Genomic DNA, 18,182 nt, shown 5'->3' with positions numbered 1-18,182 from the left:
GAGCTGTCCGTCGAAACCGCCCCGGTACGCCGGACCGCCCGGGACGGATGTGCCCCGGGCGGCCGGTGGAACGGTCGGGTCAGCCCCCGATCGGCGGCCGGTGGGTGGTGTCCGGCCCCTGCGGGCCGCGCGGGCCGGACTCCGGGTCCAGGACCTCGCCCTGGATCACCTTGCCGTCCGGGCGGTGGATGCGCAGCTGCTCCTGGAGCCGCATCGCGTCCGCGAGCGGATCGGTGCCGGCCACGGTGGCGCTGCGCAGCGCCTTGTCCGCGACCCGGCGCCCGACCGCCCGCCACAGCGCCCGGGTGGGCGGGAATAGCAGGGTCAGGGCGACCAGGTCCGACAGGAAGCCGGGGACGATCAGCAGCAGGCCGGCCAGCACCGTCATGCTGGTGCCGGTCTGGGGCTGCTCGGACTGCGGGTTCCTGCTCTGCTCGATCGCCGCCGACAGGGCCTTCGCCCCGGCCCGCTTGATCAGCGAGCCGCCGATCAGGCCGCCCGCGACGAGCAGCAGCACGACGGTGAGACCGCCCAGCCACGAGCCGACCTGGACCAGCAGCCAGATCTCCAGCACCAGCCAGGCGGTCATCAGCAGCGGCAGCACCCGGCGGAGCCTGCTACGCGGGGCCGGACGGGTGGGGGTAGCTTGCTGGGTCACGGTACGAATCCACTCCAAGCGGTGCTCTGCGCGCCGCACGGGAGGTCCGGGCCGGCTACGGCACCACCTGGTCCAACGATTCCGGCCCGGCCGGTGTTCCGGCCGGTGCCTTCCGGCGGCGTCCGACCAGCACCGCCGCGCCGCAGGCCAGCAGGCCGCCGACGGCCAGCGTCCACTCCGGGGCGGCGCCGACCCGGTCGGCCACCGTGGTGCCGTCGCGCAGCGGGACGGTGGCCGACAGCTCGGCCGCGGTCAGCTCCTCGGTGCGCTGCTGGACGCCGCCGTCCGGGCCGATCACCGCGCTGATGCCGCTGGTGGCGGCGATCAGCACCGCCCGGCCGTGCTCGACGGCCCGCAGCCGGCTCATCGCCAGCTGCTGCTCGGGCTGGCCGGTCCGGGCGTAGGTCGCGTTGTTGGTCTGGACGACCAGGACCCTCGCGCCGCTGTCCACGGTGTCGCGGACGATCTCGTCGTACGCGACCTCGAAGCAGATCACGTCGCCGATCCTGGCCGGGCCGAGCTGCATCACGCCGTTGTGGTCGCCGGGGTAGAAGTCCCGGGCGACCCTCTGCAGGCGGGTGATCACCTTCATCAGCTGGGCGCGGAAGGGGACGTACTCGCCGAACGGGACGGGGTGCTGCTTGGTGTAGGAGGCGCCGGGGCCGGTGGCCGGGTCCCAGACGATGCCCTCGTTCTGGACGTGCTGCGCGTCCGGGCCGTCCACCAGGGTGCCGACCAGGGTGGGCACGCCGATCGCCTTGACCGCCTGGTCGATCCGCCGGCGGGCCAGTGGGTCGCTGAACGGGTCCAGGTCGGAGGAGTTCTCCGGCCAGATCACGATGTCGGGGCGCTCGGCCCTGCCCGCCCCGATGTCGGCGGCGAGCCGCTCGGTGGCCGAGGCGTGGTTGTTGAGGACCATCATCGGACGGCCCAGGAAGTCCATGCCCGGGTTGGGCACGTTGCCCTGGACGATGGCGACCTTGACGGTGTCGGCGGCGGCCGTGGGCACCGGGACGAGGTAGCCCGCCAGCAGGGCGGCCACCGCGCCGAGCGCCGCCAGCGCGGCCGCGACCGGGGCCCTGCCGGGCCCGCGCAGCCGCAGCGCGGCCCAGGCCAGCAGGGTGCCGGAGAGGGCGACCGCGAAGGTCACCAGCGGCGCGCCGCCGAGCGCGGCCAGCGGGGTGTACGGGGTGGCGGTGTTGGCGAAGGCGAGCCGGCCCCAGGGGAAGCCGCCGAGCGGCAGCCGGTCGCGGGCCCACTCCTGGGTGATCCACAGGCAGGCCGCCCAGAGCGGCCAGCCGGGCAGCCGGGAGGTGACGGCCAGGGCGCCGCCGAGCACGGCCAGGAACAGCGCCTCCACGACGGACAGGCCGATCGTGGCGTCCCAGCCGACCACCCGCAGCCAGCTGAGCAGCATCAGGAAGAACGGCAGGCCGAAGGCGAAGCCCGTCCACAGGCCCTGGCGGAAGGTGCGGCCCCGGGTGAGCAGCGAGAGCGCGGCGACGCCGAGCAGCGACAGCGGCCACAGGTCGTACGGCGGGAAGGCGAGGGCGAGCAGCAGGCCGGCCAGGGCGGCGAGGCCGGTGCGGGGAAGCCCGGCGCGGACCTTGGCGAGCGCCCGGGCTCCGCGGCTCGGTCGGGGCGCCGGCTCCGGCGGCTCGGGGACGGCCTCGGGCCGTTCCTGGGTGACGGGAGTGGCCACCGGCGCACCATCTTCCTGGGGCTTGCTGTTCGGACGCTGTGCGAAGAAGGTACCCCGGAACGTCGGCGGCCCGTGAGGTCAGGGTGGTAGCGGGTCAGCGCGGGGCGTAGCGGACCTCCCGCAGGGGCCAGTGCCGGGCGAGCCAGTCGGAGACGGCGCGGTACAGCGGGGCGTCAAGGTGGGCCCGGTCGGCCCGGACCCAGGAGCTGACCGAGACCGCGGACGGGTCCTCGCGGTCCGGATAGATGTAGACGCAGCCGATCACCTCGTCGCGGTCCGGCTCCAGGACGGTGTAGGTGAAGCCGGTACGGGCCTCGAAGTCGGCGGCGTGGCGGCGCAGGTCGTCGCGGTTGCGCTCCAGGGGCATCCCGTCGAGGGGCGGCCAGTGGCGGCCGGCCCAGCCGGGGGTGGAGCGGATGTGGGCGATGCTGCGGGGGTTTCCGGTGGGGACCGCCGGATCAGGGTGCGGCGTTGGGGTGCGTGCATCGCAAGGCGGAGGAGGGAGCCACTGCGGTGGGGGCACCTCCCGGCCGGAGGCTGGGGGCCATTGGCGACCGACGACAACGCGGCGAGGTGCGTGCCCCGGCGTCGCGCCCCCGGTGCTCCCCGCCGGAGACCCCCATGTCCAGGCGGCGTGGTCGGAGGTGTTGTGCTGCTCGCCCAGGGGTTCGAGGCGGAACTCCGGGGCGAGCAGTTCGCGCGGGACGGTGAAGTCGGCGGGCACCAGTTCGGTCATGGTGGAGACCCTAGGGTCCGGCGGCCCGCCGTTCCACGGGGTTTCAGCGCTGGTAGACGGTGCGGCCGCGGACCACGGTGCGCAGGCAGGTCGGCAGCGGGTGGCCGGGGGTGAGGTCGGGCAGCCCGGGGGTGCCGGAGCGCGGGTCGGTGGACCAGCCGGCCACCCGGGAGTCGGGGGCCTGGACGACCAGGTCGCCGGCCGCCCAGATCGCGTAGCTGGCGACCGCGCCGGGGACCAGCACGCCGTCCTGGTCCCGGCCGACGGCGCGCCAGCCGCCGCGGGTGTGGGCGGTGAAGGCGGCCCGCACCGAGATCCGGTGGTCCAGGGTCCGGTGGAAGGCGGCCGCGCGGACGGTGCCCCAGGGGTCGAGCGGGGTGACCGGGGCGTCCGAGCCGAAGGCCAGCGGGACGCCGGCCCGCAGCAGCGCGGCGAAGGGGTTGAGGGCGGCCGCCCGCTCGGCGCCCAGGCGCTGGACGTACATGCCGTCCGGGCCGCCCCAGGCGGCGTCGAAGGCGGGCTGGACGGAGGCGGTCAGGCCGAGTTCGGCGAAGGCGGCGACCGCCTTGTCGTCCAGGGCCTCGGCGTGTTCGACGCGGTGGCGCAGGGCCTTGACCCGGTCGGCGCCGACCCGGGCGCCGGCCGCCCGGACACCGTCGAGGACCGCTGCGACGGCCGCGTCGCCGATGGCGTGGAACCCGGCCTGGAGCCCGGCCTCGGTGCAGGCGGCGACGTGGTCGGCGACCTGCTCGGCGGTCAGGTAGGCGGTGCCGGTGTGCTCGGCGTCGTCGTACGGGGCGTGCAGGCAGGCGGTGCGCGAGCCGAGCGCGCCGTCCACGAAGAGGTCCCCGCCGGCGCCCACCGCGCCGAGCCTGCGGGCGGTCTCGACACCGCCCAACTCGCCCCAGTAGCCGAAGACTTCGGGCCCCTCGCCGTCGGCGGCCAGGGCCAGCAGGGCGGCCAGGTCGGCCTCCGAGGAGATCTCCGGGCCGGCGCACTCGTGCAGGGCGCCGATGCCGAGCTCGGCGGCGCGGGCGAGGGTGGCGCGCTGGGCGCGGCGGCGCTGCTCGGGGGTGAGCCGGGCCAGCGCGGTCTGCCGGACGGCGTGGTGGGCGTCCTTGGTGAGCGGGCCCTCGGGGTCGAAGCCGGGCGCCTCGGCCAGGCCCTCGGTGAGGGCGCGCAGCGCGGTGGTGGCGAGCGCGGAGTGCACGTCGGTGCGGGAGAGGTAGAGCGCGGCGCCGCGGGCGGCGGCGTCGAGTTCGGCGAGCGTGGGCGGGCGGCCCTCGGGCCAGCCGGTCTCGTCCCAGCCGTGGCCGATCAGCACCCCGCCGGGCTCGGGCCGGGCGTCGACGAAGGCGGTGACGGCGGCCAGGGCGGCGGCCAGCGAGGGGCTGCCGGTGAGGTCGAGGCCGGTGAGCGCCAGGCCGGTGGCGGTGGCGTGCACGTGGGCGTCCACGAAGGCGGGGGTGACCAGGGCGCCGTCCAGCTCGACGACCTCGTCGGCGGTCGCGGCGTACGCCTCGGCGGCGCCGTCGCTGCCGACCCAGGCGACGTGCCCGCCTTCCACGAGCATCGCGGTGGCGAAGGGGTCGGCGGGGCTGTAGACGGCGCCGCCGCGCAGCAGGACGGTCCGGGGGGTGCGTTCGGTCATGCCGCCAAGTCTGCACGTCACCGGTCGCCCCGCGGCGACCGGCCCGCGGTTCAGAGCTTCGGGGGGCGCGCCTCGTAGGGGGTGGACAGGACGACGGTGGTGCGGGTGGAGACGCCGGCGGCGCTGCGGATGCGGGCGAGCAGGTCCTCCAGGTCGCCGGGGGCGCCGACCCGGACCTTGAGTATGTAGTTCTCGTCGCCGGCGACGCTGTGGCAGGCCTCGATCTCGGGCAGGCCGGCCAGCCGCTCCGGGGTGTCGTCCGGGGCGCTCGGGTCGAAGGGTTTGACCGAGATGAACGCGGTCAGCGCCAGGTCGACGGCGTCGGGGTCGATGATCGCGGTGTAGCCGCGGATCACCCCGCGCTGTTCGAGGCGGCGCACCCGCTGGTGCACCGCCGAGGTGGACAGGCCGGTGGCCTTGCCCAGGTCCGTGTAGCTCATCCGGCCGTCCTCGAGGAGCAGCTGGACGATGCGTTGGTCGAGATCCTCCACAGTGCGCAAACCTACCCGGTCGGGAGCACGGGGGGCGCACGCGGTGTCACGGCGAGGGACCGCAGGTGCCGGGCGGGCACATGCCGGGTGAATGTGGCATCCGGTGTGGCCAAGGACACACCCGGTGCATCACGGTGCACGTGACCGCAGGATTATGAGTCCGGATCGCAGGGAAGTGCTGGTTGTGGCCCTGGACGACCACGCCGGGCCCGATCCTAGGGGGATCCTCATGCCTGCTACTGACCAGCGTGTGCTGGGCTCCGACGAGACCGACGATCCGACCGGCCGCGAGGGCCTCGCGGTCGACCTCGTGCCGGGCAGCGACCCCGGCGAGGCGGAGAACTGGGACGTCTTCCGGGTCAACTGCCCCGAGTGCCGCCGTCCGATCGCCCTGGTGGCGGACGAGGACCGGCTGCCGCAGCACGCGCTGCTGCCGACCGCCTGGAACCCCTTCGCCCCCGCGCTCTGCCCGGGTTCGGGCGCGCCGACGGACGACCTGGCCGAGGTCGAGGCCCCGGAGGACGCCGAACCGGCCGGGTTCGCCACGCTGTTCAAGCTCCCGAGCGGGCTGGACTGGCGCACCCAGCCGTTCTCGCACGCCGTCGCGCACCGGCCGGTGCGGCTCGCCGCGGTCGCCGGGGCCGCCCCGGTGGCGCCCGCCGTACCGACGGTCACCGCGCTGCGGGCCGCCATCCCGGAGCAGCGCCGCCGTCGTGCGGCGCTGGCCACGCGTACCGCCAAGGCGAGCTGACAGCCCGCCGGGAACGCCTCCGGCCGTCACTCCGCACCCTGGAGTGACGGCCGGAGGCCGTGTGGGAGGAAGGCGTCAGGCCTTCGTGAGGTGGCGGCCGATCACCAGCCGCTGGATCTGGTTGGTGCCCTCGACGATCTGCAGGACCTTCGCCTCGCGCATGAAGCGCTCGGCCGGGAAGTCCTGGGTGTAGCCGTAGCCGCCGAGCACCTGGACGGCGTCGGTGGCCACCCGCATCACCGTGTCGGTGCAGAACAGCTTGGCCATCGCCGCCTCCTTGGAGAACGGCCGGCCGGCGTCCTTCAGGCGCGCGGCGGAGAGGTAGAGCGCGCGGCCGGCCTCGATCTGGGTGGCCATGTCGGCGAGCATGAAGGACAGGCCCTGGAACTCGGCGATCGGGCGGCCGAACTGGCGCCGGGTGCGCGCGTAGTCGACCGCGAGGTCGAGCGCGGCCTGGGCGACGCCGATCGCGCAGGCGGCGATCCCGAGGCGGCCGGAGTCCAGCGCGGCGAGCGCGATCTGGAAGCCCTGCCCCTCCTCGCCGATCAGCCGCTCGCGGGGCACCCGGGCGCCGTCGAAGTGCAGCTGGGCGGTCGGCGAGGAGCGCATGCCCATCTTGTGCTCCGGCGGGGCCGCGGACAGGCCCTGCTGGGTGCCGGGGACCAGCAGGCAGCTGATGCCCTTGGGGCCGTCGACGCCGGTGCGCACCAGGGCGCTGTAGAAGTCGGCCTGGCCGCCGTGGGTGATCCAGGCCTTGGTGCCGTTCACCACGTACGCCTCGCCGTCGAGGTCGGCGCGGGTGCGCAGCGCGGCCGCGTCGGAGCCGGACTGCGGCTCGGACAGGCAGTAGGCGCCGAGCTGCTCGCCGGAGAGCATGGCGGGCAGCCACTTCGCGCGCTGCTCGTCGGTGCCGAAGGTGGCCAGCGCGTGGCAGGACAGGGTGTGCACGCTGACGCCGAGGCCGACGGCCAGCCAGCCCGCCGCGAGCTCCTCCAGGACCTGGAGGTACACCTCGTAGGGCTGTTCGCCGCCGCCGTACTTCTCGTCGTACGGGAGGGAGAGCAGGCCGGCCTCGCCGAGGGTGCGGAAGACCTCCCGCGGGAAGCGGTCGGCGGCCTCGTCCTCCGCCGCCCTCGGCTGGAGCTCGCGCTGCACCAGGTCGCGGGTGAGGCTCAGCAGCTCGCGGGCCTCCTCGCTGGGCAACTGGCGCTCCACGGCTTTCACAGGGGAGGGGGTCATGGCGGTGGTCGCCTCCTCGATCGGGCGCCGGGCCGAGGTGTCGGCCGGTCCGGCGGGGTGTGGCTGGTCGGACCGACCGGCACCGGGTTGCGGTGAACGGCCGTTCACAGTCGTGGCGAAGGCGAGTATGCCCGAAACCCGGGCTGCCGTCACGACCTGCACAGATGAACTGTCCGCAGTGGCGGGCTACGGCACCGTAGGGTTGACGTTGTGGCTGCATCCGAACCCTTCCCACCCCCGTTCCGGCCCGATCCGGACAACCGGTTGACCGCGCTCGCGGCGGAGCTGCGCGCGCTGCCGCCGTCCTGCGGGCCGGTGCGGCTGGTCGCGGTGGACGGGCACGCCGGCTCCGGCAAGACCACCTTCGCCGGACGGCTGGCGGCGGCGCTCGGCGGCGCCCCGGTGGTCCACCTCGACGACCTGGCCACCCACCGCGAGCCGTTCGGCTGGACCGGACGGCTGCGCGAGCAGGTGCTGGAGCCGCTGGCGGCCGGCCGGGACGCCGAGTACCGGGTGTACGACTGGACGCTGCGCCGCTTCGCGGGGACGGCCGCGGTGCCGGCCGCCCCGGTGGTGCTGGTGGAGGGGGTCGGCTCCGGCCGGCGGGCGGTGCGGCCGTGGCTGGCCCGGGTGATCTGGATGGAGCTGGACGCCGCCTCGGCCCGGCGGCGCGGGGAGGAGCGGGACGGTCCGGAACTGGCCGAGTTCTGGGCGGGCTGGGCCCGGGCCGAATCGGCGCATTTCGCCGCCGATCCGAGCCGTCCGCATGCCGCGACGCTGGTCGACGGAGTGACCGGACGGATCGCCCCGGGCACCGTGGGTGAACTTTCAACCACCGCCTTGACCTGCGACATTGCCAGGATCTAGGTTCTCCTCAGCCGCCGGAACGAAAGGCTCCGGTCGCCTCGGACCCGGCGCCCCCGGCTTGTTCCCCCGTGAGCCGGGGGCGCCGCCCGGTCCCCTTCCGAAAGTCGCTCCCCCGCCGCCCGTTTCGTCCGCCCGGACGCTCAACGGCCGCTCGCGCGATCGCATTTGACCCCGTACGGCACCCTTCCGGATCAGCTCCGCGCCGGTACGATTCCTGGCAGGCGCAGACGCGCCGCAGGGGGTCGACGACCACAGGCCCTAGGCGCAGGCGACTCGCCGGCCGAGTCCCGGGCCGCACCGCGGGGGGCGTGAGTGACGACGGTGGACAGTTCCGACAGCACGGCGGGCGGGCCGGACCGGCACGCCGACCGCGCCTGGCTGCGCGCCATGGACGCCTACACGGCCGGTGCGTACAGCCGGGCCGAGGAGGAGTTCCGGGCCGCCGTCCGGCTGGATCCCGGCATGGCCGACGCCTGGCTCGGACTGCACGCGCTGCGCAGCGACACCTCGGCCGCGCTGCTCGCCATGTACCGCCACCAGAAGCGGTTCGGCGAGCAGCGGCGGCTGCACCGACGCCCGCTCAGTTCCTGGTACTGGCTGGGCTGGTGGGTGCAGCCGGTGCTGGAGGACGCCCGCGACCTCGCGCTGGCGCACGCCTCGCACTGGCTGGACGGCCGGCACCTGGCCGAGCTGGACCGGGCGTTGGAGCAGTGCCCGGCGCCCAGCGAGGACCCGTCCGCCCGCTTCCTGTACGCCTGCCGGTCCTACCTGCTCAAGGACTGGGAGCAGCTGATCCGGGACACCGACCGGCTGCTGGACGACCCGCTGCTCGGCATCGAGGCCGGGCTGTTCGCCGGCATGGCGCGGGTGCGCCTCGACATGTGCGCCCAGGCGCAGGCACCGCTGGCCGCCTCACTGGCCCGCTGCCGCTCCGAACAGCCCCAGCGCAAGGAGCTGCGGTACTGGCTGGCCCGGGCGTACGACGGGGCCGGGCGCAGCGCCGCGGCGCTGCCGCTCTACCGGGCGGTGCACCGGGCGGACCCGGCGTTCATGGACACCGCGGCCCGGCTGGCGGCCATCTCGGCCGAGGACGCTCTCGCGGACGGGCTCTCGGACGGACTCTCGGACGGACTCGCGGACGGGCTCTCGGACGGACTGCTGCCGGCGGGCGGGCGCCCGGGGGCGGCCGACGCCGCCGCACCGGGCGGGCCCGGTGTCGACGACGGCTACCCGGACGAGGCCGGGTTCACCGGAGTGCCCGGGTACGGCGAGGAGTTCGGGGACGCGGGCGGGCCCGGCGGCGCGACCGTCGCCGGTGACGGGGTCGCCGGCGGCGGGCTGCTCAGCGGCGGGCAGCTGCCCGGCGGGGCACCGAACGGCGGGCTGCTCAACGGCGGGGTGCCCCCGGGCGGCGGGCCCTCGGTGGACGCCGGGCTGGTGGACGGCCCCCCGGCGGACGGCGCCCTGACCGGCGGCTCCCTCCTGGACGGAACCGCGGCCGGCGGCGCCCTGCTGGACGGCGTCCGGCCCGACGGCGCACCGCAGGCCGCCGGGGAGCGCTCCGGCTCGGGCGCCCCGCCCGGCCCCGCCGTGCCGCCGCCGCTGCCCGCCCTCGGCCGGGCCCAGCCCCGGACCGCCGCCGGGCCCGAGCCCCGCTCCGGCGGCGACGAGCGGGAGCTGGACGCGGCCCTGGCCGAACTGTCGCTGATGGTCGGCCTGGAGCCGGTCAAGCGCCAGGTGCGGGCGCTGTCCGCCCAGTTGAGGATGTCACGGCTGCGGGCCGCCCAGGGCCTGCCCGTCCAGCCGCCGAAGCGCCACTTCGTCTTCTCCGGCCCCTCGGGCACCGGCAAGACCACCGTGGCCCGCATCCTCGGCCGGGTCTTCCACGCCCTCGGCCTGCTCTCCGGCGACCACCTGGTGGAGGCCCAACGCGCCGATCTGGTGGGCGAGTTCCTGGGCCAGACCGCCGTGAAGGCGAACGAGCTGATCGACTCCGCGCTGGACGGCGTGCTGTTCATCGACGAGGCGTACAGCCTCTCCAACTCCGGCTACACCAAGGGCGACGCGTACGGCGACGAGGCGCTGCAGGTGCTGCTCAAGCGCGCCGAGGACAACCGGGACCGGCTGGTGGTCATCCTGGCCGGCTACCCCGAGGGCATGAACCGGCTGCTCGCCACCAACCCCGGCCTCAACTCGCGCTTCACCACCAGGGTCGACTTCCCGAGCTACCGCCCCGGCGAGCTGACCGCGATCGGCGCCGCGCTGGCCGGCCGGGACGGCGACGGCTGGGACGAGGACGCCGCCGAGGAACTGGCCAGCATCTGCACCCACGTGGTGCGCGAGGGCTGGATCGACGAGCTGGGCAACGGCCGGTTCATCCGCACCCTGTACGAGAAGTCCTGCGCCTACCGGGACCTGCGGCTGTCACTGCTGCGCGAGCCGCCGGGCCGGGAGGACCTGGCCACCCTGCGGCTGCCGGACCTCGTGCAGGCGTACGGGGAGCTGATCGACGGCCGGGGCTGACCCCCGTGCAGCCCCGCGACCAGCTCTCCCGGTCCGTTCCGGCCGCCGACCGGGTCAGCCGTTCAGGACCGCGGTCTCCCGCTCCCGGTCCAGCCCGACGGTGACCCGGTCGGCCCGCTGGGGCGCGCTGCCGCCGATCGACCGCAGCCAGGCCCAGGTGTCCTCGACGGTCTCGGCGACCGGGCGGCAGCGCAGCCCGGCGCCGAGCGCGCGCTCGACCAGGCCGGTGTGCAGGAAGTCGTAGAGGTCGCCGGGCGCCAGCCAGATCGGCAGCTCGGTCCACGGCTCGATGCCCGCCGCGAGGATCCGCTCCGGGGCCGTCCAGCGCAGCTCGGCGTCCGAGCCGGTGGCCCGTACGCAGGCCTCCAGCAGCTCGCCCATGGTGGTGTGGCCGGACGGGCTGACCAGGTTGTACGGGCCGCCGAGGCGGGCCACCACGGCGTCCAGGGTCCAGGCCGCGAGGTCGCGCGCGTCGATGTACTGCAGCGGCAGGTCGCGGGGCCCGGGGGCGAGCACCGGGCCGCCCTCCGCGATCCGGTTGAGCCACCAGGGCAGTCGGCCGATGTTCTCGTGCGGGCCGATGATCAGCCCGGCGCGGGCCAGCAGCGCCTGCCCGCCGTACTCGGCCTCCAGCGCCAGTTCCGCACCGCGCTTGGCCTCGGCGTAGGGCACCTCGCCGGTGAGGTCCGGGGAGGAGTCGACCACCGGCGCGCTCTCGCCGGCCCCGGCCTCCAGCGGGTAGTCGTACACCGACCGGCTGGAGACGTACGCGTAGTGGCCGACCCGGCCGTTGAGGAACCGAGCGCTGTCGCGCACCGCCGCGGGGGCCCAGGACCAGGTGTCCACCACCGCGTCCCACTCCCCCGGACCGAGCGCCGCCAGGCCGTCCTGGGCGGTGCGGTCGCCCTTCAGCACCCGGACGCCCTCGGGCGCGGGCTGCGTGCCGCGGTTGAGGGCGGTCACCTCCCATCCCCTGGCCAGCGCCTCCTCGGCGACGACCCGTCCGACGAACTTGGTACCACCCAGCACGAGAAGTCTCATGCCGACCACCCTGCTCCCCCGGGTGGCCGGCACGGAACAGCCGCATGCTCTGGGCAGAATCGCCGGCAGCGAACACACCGTCAGCGGAAGCCGGAGCTCTCCGGACGGACCCGGACAAACCGGCGCCGACGAACCGGCGCCGGTTTGTCCGGGGTCAGGCCGTGGCCGGGTGGACCGGCGTCAGGCCGTGGCGCGGTGGTCCGGGTCGTGCATCTCGCCGACCAGCTCCTCCAGCACGTCCTCCAGCATGACCACGCCGAGCGTGCGCCCGTCCTGGTCCAGTACGGCGGCCAGGTGACAGGTCGCCCGGCGCATCGCCCCGAGCGCGTCGTCCAGCGGGAGGCCGCCGCGCAGCACCGTGATCGGCCGCCACAGGCGGGCCGGGACGGGCGCCGACGGGTCCTCCACGTCGAGGATGTCCTTGAGGTGGACGTAGCCGAGGTAGCCGTGGCCGGCCGGGTCGCCGTCGGTGACCGGGAAGCGCGAGAAGCCGGTGCGCAGCGCCAGCTCCTCGACCTCGGCGGCGGTCGCCTTGGTGTCCACGGTGACCAGCTGCTCGGGTTCCAGCAGCACCTCGGTGATCGGCCGGCGGCCGAGCTCCAGGGCGTCCTCCAGACGCTCCTGGCGGCTCTCGTCGAGTAGCCCGGCGTCCCGGGAGTCCGCCAGCAGGTACATCAGCTGCTCGGTGGTGAAGACCGACTCCACCTCGTCCTTGGCGTCCACCCGGAACAGCTTCAGCACGCCGTTGGCGAAGGCGTTCAGCACCCGGATCACCGGGGCGAGCCAGCGGGCCAGCCGGTCCAGCGGCGGGCCGAGCCAGAGCGCGGCCCGCTCGGGGCCCGCCATGGCCATGTTCTTCGGCACCATCTCGCCCATCACCATGTGCAGGAAGACCACGACGGCGAGCGAGATCCCGTACGAGAGCGGGTGCATCAGGCCGGACGGGACGCCGATCGCGTGGAACGGGCCCTCCAGCAGGGAGGCGATGGTCGGCTCGGCGAGGGCACCGAGGCCCAGCGAGCAGACGGTGATGCCGAGCTGGGCGGCGGCGAGCATCGCGGAGACGTTGGACAGCGCGTGCAGCACGGTGCGGGCGCGCTTGTGCCCGGCCTCGGCGAGCGGCTCGATCTGGCTGCGGCGCACCGACACCACGGCGAACTCGGCGCCGACGAAGAAGGCGTTGCCGAGCAGGAGCAGCAGCGCGACGGCCAGTTGCAGGGCGGTCATCGGCCGTCCTCCCGGTCCTCGTCGAACTGCGCGGGCGCGGTGGTGCGCTCCACCCGGACCCCGGTGGTGCGGTGGCGGTCGACACCGGTCACGGTGAAGCGCCAGCCGGGCAGCTCGGCCTGCTCCCCCACCTCGGGGAGCTTGCCGAGCAGGTCGGAGACCAGCCCGGCGAGGGTCTCGTACGGGCCGTCCGGGGCGTTCAGGCCGATCCGCTCCAGCTGGTCGATCCGGGCGCGGCCGTCGGCCTCCCAGACCGGCAGGCCGTCGACCGGCGGCAGCGGGAGCAGCTCGGGGTGGTCGTCGGGGTCGTGCTCGTCCTGCACCTCGCCGACGATCTCCTCGACGATGTCCTCGACGGTGACGACGCCGGCGGTGCCGCCGTACTCGTCGACCACGATGGCCATCGGCTGGAGGCGGCGCAGCCGGTCGAGCAGCCGCTCGGCGGGCAGCGTCTCGGGCACCAGCAGCGGCGGCGAGGCCAGCTCGCCGACCCGCACCAGGCCGCGCCGGACGGCCGGGACGGCCAGGGCGTCCTTGAGCGTGACGATGCCGGTGACCTCGTCCAGGCTGTCGGTGTAGACCGGGAAGCGGGACAGGCCGGTGGCCCGGGTCAGGTTGATCACGTCGGAGGCGGTGGCGTCGCGCTGGAGCGCGGCCACGTCTATCCGCGGGGTCATCACGGACTCGGCGGTCAGCTCGCTCAGGCCCAGGGTGCGGACGAACAGGGTCGCCGACTCCTCGTCTATCGCGCCGGCCCGGGCCGAGTGGCGGGCCAGCGAGACCAGCTCGTCCGGGGTGCGGGCGTGGCCCAGCTCCTCCTGCGGCTCGATGCCGAAGGCCCGGACGGTCCGGTCGGCGGCGCCGTTCAGGAAGCTGATCAGCGGGCGGCAGGCGAAGGAGAACGCCATGTGCGGCGCGGCGACCGCGCGGGCCACCTGGAGCGGGCGGGAGATCGCCCAGTTCTTCGGCACCAGCTCGCCGATCACCATCTGGACGACGGTGGCCAGCACCATGCCGACGATCACGGCGACGCCGCGGGCGGCCGAGTCGGGCACGCCGATGCCGGACATGACGGGCGCGAGCAGCGTGGACAGGGCCGGCTCGGCGAGCATGCCGACCACCAGCGAGGTGACGGTGATGCCGAGCTGGGCGCCGGACAGCTCGAAGGAGAGGTGCCGCAGGGCCCCGGCGACGCGGCGGGACTTGGCGTCGCCCGCCTCGGCGGCGCGCTCCACCTCCCCGCGCTCGACGGTCACGAAGGCGAACTCGGCGGCCACGAACAGGCCGTTGGCGAGGATCAGGAGAACGGCCGCGAACAACAGCAGCCAGGCGGTGATCACAGTGCCGCCTGCCTTCCGGGGGTCGGAAGCGAGGCGGCGCAGGTACTACCGGACGGATCGTCCATCGAGGGGGAGTGTCACTCCTCAGGTCGTTCGGGCACTCGATCGGGGGCAGGGCGGACTTTGCCCCGCTTTTACCAGCGTAGACCATACCGGGACGGCGGTACGAGGCCCGGTCGGCCCGCCGGGAGCGGGGAACCCCAGGTGGGAGCGGGTCCGGGCTCAGGCCCGGGCGTGCTGCTCGACCAGGTCGCGCAGCGCGCGGGCGTCCGCGATCGCCCGGTCCTTGCCGACGCCGGACTGGATGCCGACCGCGGCGAGCGAGGTGCCGTCGGCGAGGTCCAGGGTGGCCCACGGGTCGCCCTGGCGGAAGTTGACCCGGACGATCTCGGCCCAGGCGAGCCGGCGACGGCGGACGAAGTTGACCACCGTCACGCCCTCCGCGTCGGCGCTCACCCGGGGGCGGGCCAGCATCAGGCCGACGGCGGCGAACAGGACCCCGCTGGCGACCATCATGATCCGGTCGTTGAGCTGCCAGTTCTCCGGGAGCAGCACCGCCATCGCGGAGAACAGCGCCACCAGCAGCACGCAGACCGGCAGGAGCACGGCGCGGGTGCGGCGCGGCGCCCAGGTGACGGGGAACTGGACGGGCGGCGTGGACACGTGGGGTCTCCGGGGTGGTTCTGGTGGCGGCAGCACGACGGGGCGGGGACGCGGTCGGCGTCCCCGCCCCATTGAACCGTTCCTTACTCGTGGACCGGTGCGCAGGTCACCCGGGCGCGCCGGTCGTCCGGGCGTCCGGGCGTCCGGGCCGACCGGGCCGACCGGGCGTCCGAGTCGTCCGGCCGGTCGCACGGGTCAGAGGCGGCAGGCGTGGATGTTGGTGACCAGGATGGCCCGGGCGCCGATGCCCCACAGGTCGTCCATGATCTGCTGGGCCTCCTTGCGGAGCACCATCGAACGCACCGCGACCCAGCCCTCGGTGTGCAGCGGCGAGACGGTCGGCGACTCCAGGCCCGGGGTGAGCGCGACGGCCGCGCCGACCTTCTCGGCGCGGATGTCGTAGTCCATCAGCACGTAGCGGCGGGCCACCAGCACGCCCTGGAGGCGGCGCAGGAACTGCTCCACCCGCGCGTCCTCGCCCGAACCCTTCGGCCGGATCACCACGGCGTCGGAGACCAGGATCGGCTCGCCGAACACCTCCAGGCCGGCGTTGCGCAGGCTGGTGCCGGTCTCCACCACGTCGGCGATCACATCGGCGACGCCCAGCTGCACCGCGGTCTCGACCGCGCCGTCCAGCTTGGTGACCGTCGCCTTCACACCGTGGTCGGCCAGGTGCTGCTCGACCAGGCCGGTGTACGAGGTGGCGATCCGCAGGCCCTCCAGGCCCTTGACGTCCTCGACGTCCACGCCCTCGGGGCGGGCGAAGCGGAAGGTCGACCCGGCGAAGCCGAGGGCGAGCACCTCCTCGGCGTTGGAGTGCGAGTCCAGCAGCAGGTCGCGGCCGGTGATGCCGACGTCGAGGCGGCCGGAGCCGACGTACACGGCGATGTCCCGCGGGCGGAGGAAGAAGAACTCCACCTCGTTGTTCGGGTCGACGAGGACGAGCTCCTTGGGGTCCTTCCGCTGGCGGTAGCCGGCCTCATGGAGCATCTCCGCCGCGGGACCCGAGAGAGAACCCTTGTTGGGGACGGCGATGCGCAGCATGGGAGGTTGCTTCCTTACCTGTTGGGAGGATGGGTGTGCTCGGCGGAGCGGGGGGTCTAGAGGTACTTGTAGACGTCGTCGAGCGTCAGTCCACGGGCGATCATCATCACCTGAAGGTGGTAGAGGAGCTGCGAGATCTCCTCCGCCGTCTGCTCGTCCGACTGGAACTCGGCGGCCATCCAGACCTCGGCGGCCTCCTCGACGACCTTCTTGCCGATCGCATGGACGCCCTGCTGGACGAGCTGCGCGGTACGGGAGGACGAGGGGTCGCCGGTGGCGGCCTTCTGCTGGAGCTCGGCGTAGAGCTCCTCGAATGTCTTCGAAGCCATGATGGGCCCACCTTACGGCGTACCGGCGAACGGACGGTAAACGGTCCCGGAGCGTGGACAGTCCGGTGGACGTCCGCGCTCCGGGACCGGGCGGGCCGTGCTCAGAGCGCGGCGCGCAGCACCGCGGCGGTGGCGACGGCCGCGGTGACGGCCTCGTGGCCCTTGTCCTCGGCGGAGCCGGGAAGGCCCGCGCGGTCGAGCGCCTGCTCCTCGTTGTCGCAGGTCAGCACGCCGAAGCCGACCGGGACGCCGGTGTCGACGCTGACCTGGGTGAGGCCGGCGGTGGCGGCCTGGCAGACGTAGTCGAAGTGCGGGGTGCCGCCGCGGATCACCACGCCGAGCGCCACCACGGCGTCGTAGCCGCGCTCGGCGAGGCGCTTGGCGGCGACCGGCAGCTCGAAGGTGCCGGGCACCCGCAGCACGGTCGGCTCGGTGACGCCCAGCTCCGTGAGCGCGCGGTGGGCGCCGTCCAGCAGGCCGTTCATCACCTGGTCGTGCCACTGGGCGGCGACGACGGCGACCTTGAGGTCGGCGGCGCCGTCGATGGTCAGCTCGGGGGCTCCGTGGCCGCTCATGTTCGTTCTCTTCCGTTCGCTGGGGCGGGACGTGCGGGGGTCGCGCGGGGGTCGCGCGGGTTCAGGAGCCGAGGCCGGGCAGGTGGTGGCCCATCCGGTCGCGCTTGGTGCGCAGGTAGCCCAGGTTGTGCTCGCCGGGCGCGATCTCGACCGCTTCGCGCCCCTTGACCTTGAGCCCGTGCTCGGTGAGCGCGGTCAGCTTCTGCGGGTTGTTGGTGAGCAGGGTGAGCGAGCGGACGCCGAGGTCCACCAGCATCTGGGCCGCGATGCTGTAGTCGCGCGCGTCGGCGGGCAGGCCGAGGTCCAGATTGGCGTCGACGGTGTCCCGCCCCCGCTCCTGGAGCTCGTACGCGCGCAGCTTGTGGGCCAGGCCGATCCCGCGCCCCTCGTGGCCGCGCAGGTACAGCACCACACCGCGCCCGGCCTCGGCGACCCGCCGCAGCGAGGCCTCCAGCTGCGGGCCGCAGTCGCAGCGCAGCGAGCCGAAGACGTCACCGGTCAGGCACTCGGAGTGGACCCGCACCAGGACGTCCTCGCTGTCCGGCAGCCGGCCCTCCGCGTCGAGGCCGCCGGCCACCAGCGCGAGGTGCTCGACCCCGTCGATGGTGCCCCGGTAGCCGACGGCGGTGAACTCCCCGTGCGCGGTGGGCAGGGCGGTGACGGCGGCCCGGTCGACGTGCAGCTCGGTGCGGCGGCGATAGGCGATCAGGTCCTCGATGGAGATGATCGCCAGGCCGTGCTGGCGGGCGAAGGCGACCAGCTCGGGCAGCCGGGCCATGCTGCCGTCGTCGTTGACCACCTCGGCGATCGCGCCGGCCGGCGGCAGCCCGGCCAGCCGGGCCAGGTCGACGGCGGCCTCGGTGTGGCCGGGGCGGACCAGCACGCCGCCCTCGACGGCGCGCAGCGGGAAGACGTGCCCGGGGCGGGTGAGGTCGCCGGGTTCGGTGCCGGGCGAGGAGAGCAGCCGTACGGTGCGGGCGCGGTCGGCGGCGGAGATGCCGGTGTCGACCCCCTCCCGGGCGTCCACCGAGACGGTGTACGCGGTGCCCTTGCGGTCCTCGTTGACCTGGGTCATCGGCGGGAGCTTGAGGCGGTCCAGCTCCTCGCCGGTCATCGGGGCGCAGATCACGCCGGAGCTGTAGCGGATGGTGAAGGCCATCAGCTCGGGGGTCGCGGCGGACGCCGCGAAGACGATGTCGCCCTCGTTCTCGCGGTCCTCGTCGTCGACCACGACCACGGCGCGGCCGAGGGCGATGTCGGCGATCGCCCGCTCGACCGGGTCGAGGACGAGCTCGGGCCCGGGTGCGGACCCGGTGGCGCCGGTGCTGGACTGGTTCTCGCTCAT

General features: G+C 74.6%; 17 protein-coding genes. 3 read left to right on the top strand and 14 right to left on the bottom strand.

Annotation, left to right across the window (positions count from 1 at the left end):
• Window positions 1-79 precede the first annotated feature (79 nt).
• From fxsA to ACFY0X_RS10665, 5 genes are all read right to left on the bottom strand, one after another.
• Window positions 80-658, bottom strand: coding sequence for an FxsA family membrane protein (fxsA, locus tag ACFY0X_RS10685; protein WP_387751813.1), 579 nt, complete (start codon window positions 656-658; stop codon window positions 80-82).
• Window positions 659-713: 55 nt separating this feature from the next.
• Window positions 714-2,360 (bottom strand): apolipoprotein N-acyltransferase, encoded by a 1,647-nt coding sequence (gene lnt, locus ACFY0X_RS10680; RefSeq protein ID WP_387751811.1) that lies wholly within the window; start codon window positions 2,358-2,360, stop codon window positions 714-716.
• Window positions 2,361-2,454: 94 nt separating this feature from the next.
• Complete coding sequence (locus ACFY0X_RS10675; protein ID WP_387751808.1) at window positions 2,455-2,727, bottom strand: hypothetical protein; 273 nt, start codon at window positions 2,725-2,727, stop codon at window positions 2,455-2,457.
• 412 nt (window positions 2,728-3,139) lie between these two features.
• On the bottom strand, window positions 3,140-4,747 hold the full coding sequence (locus ACFY0X_RS10670) for an amidohydrolase (protein WP_387751806.1): 1,608 nt from the start codon (window positions 4,745-4,747) through the stop codon (window positions 3,140-3,142).
• A 50-nt stretch (window positions 4,748-4,797) separates the two neighbouring features.
• The gene (locus ACFY0X_RS10665) at window positions 4,798-5,238 is read right to left on the bottom strand and encodes an Lrp/AsnC family transcriptional regulator (RefSeq protein ID WP_045694655.1); all 441 of its coding nucleotides are present in this window, start codon (window positions 5,236-5,238) and stop codon (window positions 4,798-4,800) included.
• 229 nt (window positions 5,239-5,467) lie between these two features.
• Between ACFY0X_RS10665 and ACFY0X_RS10660 the strand changes: the two genes are divergently transcribed.
• The gene (locus tag ACFY0X_RS10660; protein ID WP_387751803.1) at window positions 5,468-5,989 is read left to right on the top strand and encodes a hypothetical protein; all 522 of its coding nucleotides are present in this window, start codon (window positions 5,468-5,470) and stop codon (window positions 5,987-5,989) included.
• Between the two features lie 75 nt (window positions 5,990-6,064).
• On the opposite strand, the gene ACFY0X_RS10655 is transcribed toward ACFY0X_RS10660, so the two are convergent.
• Window positions 6,065-7,228 carry an acyl-CoA dehydrogenase family protein gene (locus tag ACFY0X_RS10655; protein ID WP_387751800.1) on the bottom strand — a complete coding sequence of 388 codons (1,164 nt, stop codon included), beginning with the start codon at window positions 7,226-7,228 and terminating at the stop codon, window positions 6,065-6,067.
• A 210-nt stretch (window positions 7,229-7,438) separates the two neighbouring features.
• Between ACFY0X_RS10655 and ACFY0X_RS10650 the strand changes: the two genes are divergently transcribed.
• Both ACFY0X_RS10650 and ACFY0X_RS10645 read left to right on the top strand, forming a co-directional pair.
• On the top strand, window positions 7,439-8,095 hold the full coding sequence (locus tag ACFY0X_RS10650; RefSeq protein ID WP_387751797.1) for a uridine kinase: 657 nt from the start codon (window positions 7,439-7,441) through the stop codon (window positions 8,093-8,095).
• A gap of 387 nt (window positions 8,096-8,482) precedes the next feature.
• Window positions 8,483-10,618, top strand: coding sequence for an AAA family ATPase (locus ACFY0X_RS10645; protein WP_387751935.1), 2,136 nt, complete (start codon window positions 8,483-8,485; stop codon window positions 10,616-10,618).
• Window positions 10,619-10,672: 54 nt separating this feature from the next.
• On the opposite strand, the gene ACFY0X_RS10640 is transcribed toward ACFY0X_RS10645, so the two are convergent.
• From ACFY0X_RS10640 to ACFY0X_RS10605, 8 genes are all read right to left on the bottom strand, one after another.
• Window positions 10,673-11,659, bottom strand: a complete 987-nt coding sequence (locus ACFY0X_RS10640) for an NAD-dependent epimerase/dehydratase family protein (RefSeq protein ID WP_387751794.1) — start codon at window positions 11,657-11,659, stop codon at window positions 10,673-10,675.
• A gap of 180 nt (window positions 11,660-11,839) precedes the next feature.
• On the bottom strand, window positions 11,840-12,886 hold the full coding sequence (locus tag ACFY0X_RS10635; protein ID WP_387751792.1) for a hemolysin family protein: 1,047 nt from the start codon (window positions 12,884-12,886) through the stop codon (window positions 11,840-11,842).
• Entirely contained in the window at window positions 12,883-14,226 is a 1,344-nt protein-coding gene (locus ACFY0X_RS10630) for a hemolysin family protein (protein WP_387751789.1), read from the bottom strand. The genes ACFY0X_RS10635 and ACFY0X_RS10630 overlap by 4 nt, the downstream gene beginning before the upstream one ends.
• Window positions 14,227-14,448: 222 nt before the next feature.
• Complete coding sequence (locus tag ACFY0X_RS10625; protein ID WP_387751787.1) at window positions 14,449-14,889, bottom strand: PH domain-containing protein; 441 nt, start codon at window positions 14,887-14,889, stop codon at window positions 14,449-14,451.
• A 195-nt stretch (window positions 14,890-15,084) separates the two neighbouring features.
• The gene (gene hisG / locus ACFY0X_RS10620) at window positions 15,085-15,933 is read right to left on the bottom strand and encodes an ATP phosphoribosyltransferase (protein ID WP_387751784.1); all 849 of its coding nucleotides are present in this window, start codon (window positions 15,931-15,933) and stop codon (window positions 15,085-15,087) included.
• A gap of 56 nt (window positions 15,934-15,989) precedes the next feature.
• Window positions 15,990-16,262, bottom strand: a complete 273-nt coding sequence (locus ACFY0X_RS10615) for a phosphoribosyl-ATP diphosphatase (RefSeq protein ID WP_387751781.1) — start codon at window positions 16,260-16,262, stop codon at window positions 15,990-15,992.
• A gap of 101 nt (window positions 16,263-16,363) precedes the next feature.
• Complete coding sequence (gene ribH, locus ACFY0X_RS10610) at window positions 16,364-16,837, bottom strand: 6,7-dimethyl-8-ribityllumazine synthase (protein ID WP_387751778.1); 474 nt, start codon at window positions 16,835-16,837, stop codon at window positions 16,364-16,366.
• 61 nt (window positions 16,838-16,898) lie between these two features.
• On the bottom strand, window positions 16,899-18,182 hold the full coding sequence (locus ACFY0X_RS10605; RefSeq protein WP_387751932.1) for a bifunctional 3,4-dihydroxy-2-butanone-4-phosphate synthase/GTP cyclohydrolase II: 1,284 nt from the start codon (window positions 18,180-18,182) through the stop codon (window positions 16,899-16,901).

Origin of the sequence: Kitasatospora sp. NPDC001547 (genome assembly GCF_042894165.1) — a bacterium.
In the GTDB taxonomy this organism is placed as follows: Bacteria; Actinomycetota; Actinomycetes; order Streptomycetales; family Streptomycetaceae; genus Kitasatospora.
Note: the sequence above shows the minus strand (reverse complement) of the source record. Positions and strands in the feature narration are given on the sequence as shown.

Excerpts from the sequence above, each read along its gene's own strand:
- ACFY0X_RS10675 (WP_387751808.1), bottom strand. The coding sequence starts at position 2,727 with ATGCCCCTGGAGCGCAACCGCGACGACCTGCGCCGCCACGCCGCCGAC.
- ACFY0X_RS10670 (WP_387751806.1), bottom strand. The coding sequence starts at position 4,747 with ATGACCGAACGCACCCCCCGGACCGTCCTGCTGCGCGGCGGCGCCGTC.
- ACFY0X_RS10660 (WP_387751803.1), top strand. The coding sequence starts at position 5,468 with ATGCCTGCTACTGACCAGCGTGTGCTGGGCTCCGACGAGACCGACGAT.
- ACFY0X_RS10655 (WP_387751800.1), bottom strand. The coding sequence starts at position 7,228 with ATGACCCCCTCCCCTGTGAAAGCCGTGGAGCGCCAGTTGCCCAGCGAG.
- ACFY0X_RS10645 (WP_387751935.1), top strand. The coding sequence starts at position 8,483 with ATGGACGCCTACACGGCCGGTGCGTACAGCCGGGCCGAGGAGGAGTTC.
- ACFY0X_RS10640 (WP_387751794.1), bottom strand. The coding sequence starts at position 11,659 with ATGAGACTTCTCGTGCTGGGTGGTACCAAGTTCGTCGGACGGGTCGTC.
- ACFY0X_RS10635 (WP_387751792.1), bottom strand. The coding sequence starts at position 12,886 with ATGACCGCCCTGCAACTGGCCGTCGCGCTGCTGCTCCTGCTCGGCAAC.
- hisG (WP_387751784.1), bottom strand. The coding sequence starts at position 15,933 with ATGCTGCGCATCGCCGTCCCCAACAAGGGTTCTCTCTCGGGTCCCGCG.
- ACFY0X_RS10615 (WP_387751781.1), bottom strand. The coding sequence starts at position 16,262 with ATGGCTTCGAAGACATTCGAGGAGCTCTACGCCGAGCTCCAGCAGAAG.
- ribH (WP_387751778.1), bottom strand. The coding sequence starts at position 16,837 with ATGAGCGGCCACGGAGCCCCCGAGCTGACCATCGACGGCGCCGCCGAC.
- ACFY0X_RS10605 (WP_387751932.1), bottom strand. The coding sequence starts at position 18,182 with ATGAGCGAGAACCAGTCCAGCACCGGCGCCACCGGGTCCGCACCCGGG.